The organism is Massilimicrobiota sp. An105 (assembly GCF_002161155.1).
Classification (GTDB): Bacteria; Bacillota_I; Bacilli_A; order Erysipelotrichales; family Coprobacillaceae; genus Allocoprobacillus; species Allocoprobacillus merdigallinarum.
Window position 1 is genome coordinate 1 of sequence record NZ_NFLY01000093.1, and the last position, 2077, is coordinate 2077.

Annotated in this window: 2 protein-coding genes; both read left to right on the forward strand. The window is 30.9% G+C overall.

Annotated elements, in window-relative coordinates; genetic code table 11:
- The first annotated feature begins 192 nt into the window (after positions 1-192).
- Positions 193-1635, forward strand: coding sequence for a tRNA (N6-isopentenyl adenosine(37)-C2)-methylthiotransferase MiaB (gene miaB, locus B5E48_RS13300; RefSeq protein ID WP_087244203.1), 1443 nt, complete (start codon positions 193-195; stop codon positions 1633-1635).
- The gene (locus tag B5E48_RS13305; protein ID WP_087305612.1) at positions 1619-1975 is read left to right on the forward strand and encodes a YlbF/YmcA family competence regulator; all 357 of its coding nucleotides are present in this window, start codon (positions 1619-1621) and stop codon (positions 1973-1975) included. Before miaB ends, B5E48_RS13305 begins: the two co-directional genes overlap by 17 nt.
- Positions 1976-2077: the final 102 nt, after the last annotated feature.

The following is a 2077-nucleotide window of genomic DNA, read 5'->3' on the forward strand; positions in this document are numbered from 1 at the left end:
AGCCTCAAAGTTTGCGTACTTGGAAAGAAGTCATCCACGACAATGGATATAATACCATATATTCTTTCATTTGAAAACTAAAAGCTGTTGACTTTTTTACTTTGTCAACAGCCTGAAATAAGGACAATGTCCTTATTTTTTTCTTTCTTATTTTGATTTATTTGGTATAATAAAGCAGAAAGTGGTGAGAAAATGAAAGATTATAGTCAATATTTTAAAGGTCCATCTTTAAAAGATGCCAAACATAGAGGAAAAGATGAAATACATCATATTAAAGATGCTTATGAAATACCAGCAGATATGGTTGGTATTGGAAAAGGACAGAAATACTTTATTCAGACATATGGTTGCCAAGCTAATGAACGTGATAGTGAAACACTAGCAGGTATTTTAGAAAGTTTAGGATACAGTGCAACTGATGAAATTAAAGATGCACAGGTTGTTTTACTGAATACTTGTGCAATAAGAGAAAATGCTGAAGAAAAGGTTTTTGGAAAAATTGGATATCTTAAAAAAGTCAAAAGAACAAATCCTAATATTATCTTTGGAATTTGTGGATGTATGGCTCAAGAAGAAGTTGTTGTTAATAAGATTTTAGAAAAACATCCACAAGTAGATTTGATTTTTGGAACACATAATATCCATCGTTTGCCTGTTTTATTAAAACAAGCTATGTTAGATAAAGAAATGGTTTTGGAAGTCTGGTCTAAAGAAGGGGATGTCATTGAAAATCTACCAAGTCATCGCGCACATCCTTATAAAGCTTGGGTTAATATTATGTATGGATGTAATAAGTTTTGTACATATTGTATTGTGCCTTACACACGTGGTAAAGAAAGATCACGTTTAAAAGAAGAAATTCTTCAAGAAGTTTTAGAATTAAAAGAGCAGGGATATCAGGAGATTACATTATTAGGCCAAAATGTGAATTCTTATGGTAAGGATTTTCAAGATAATTATAACTTTGCTTCATTGTTAGAAGATGTAGCTAAAACTGGCATTCCACGTATACGTTTTACAACTAGTCATCCATGGGATTTCAGTGATGAAATGATTGATGTTATTGCTCAATATGATAACATTATGCCAGCGATTCACTTACCTGTTCAATCAGGAAATAGTGAAGTTTTAAAACGTATGGGAAGAAGATATACAAGAGAGGATTATTTAAAATTATTTGATAAGATTAAATCAAAGATTCCTGATTGTACTATCACAACTGATGTTATTGTAGGATTCCCAGGAGAAACAGATGAACAGTTTGAAGATACATTATCTTTATATGAATATTGTGAATATGATTTAGCATATACATTTATTTATTCACCTCGTGCGGGAACACCAGCAGCGAAGATGGAGGATGATATTGACATTCATACAAAAGAACAACGTCTATATCGTCTCAATGATTTGGTGAATGAAAAAGCACTTAAACAAAATCAAAAATTTCTAAATCAGGTTGTAGAAGTTCTCGTAGAAGGAACATCTAAAAAAGATAATGAAATGTTAACAGGATATACAAAACATCAAAAACTTATTAATTTTAAAGGAAATCCTGAACATATTGGTCAAATAGTTCCTGTTAGAGTCACAGAAGTCAAAACATGGGCATTGAAAGGTGAAGAAGTTGAATAAACAAGTTCAAGAAAAGGCTGAAGCTTTGAATCAATGGATTTTAAATCAGGATATTGTCAAAGAATATCAAAGATATGAAAAGAAGATACAAAATGATGAAGTGTTGAAAGCTTTGGAGAAGGAGTTAAAACAAATGCAGCAGGCTATTGTAAAAGCTAAACATTTGAATAACGACTGTGAAAGTTTAATTCAAGCTTATCAGAAAAAGAAAAAATCGTTTGATGAAAATCCATTAGTATATAATTATTTAGTGTTAAAAGAAGAAGTGAATGCATTATTAAATCAGATTCAAAATGATATTAATCTGGAATTGAAGAAAAAGAGTGTCAAGCAAATTTGAAAATGTCCTAAAAAATTTTAAACATTAGCACCAGATCGGTGCTTTTGTTTTGCAAGAAAATTTAAGTAGGAAGACTGTTTCCAGGGATGATCTATAGGTGGA

Excerpts from the sequence above, each read along its gene's own strand:
- miaB (WP_087244203.1), top strand. The coding sequence starts at position 193 with ATGAAAGATTATAGTCAATATTTTAAAGGTCCATCTTTAAAAGATGCC.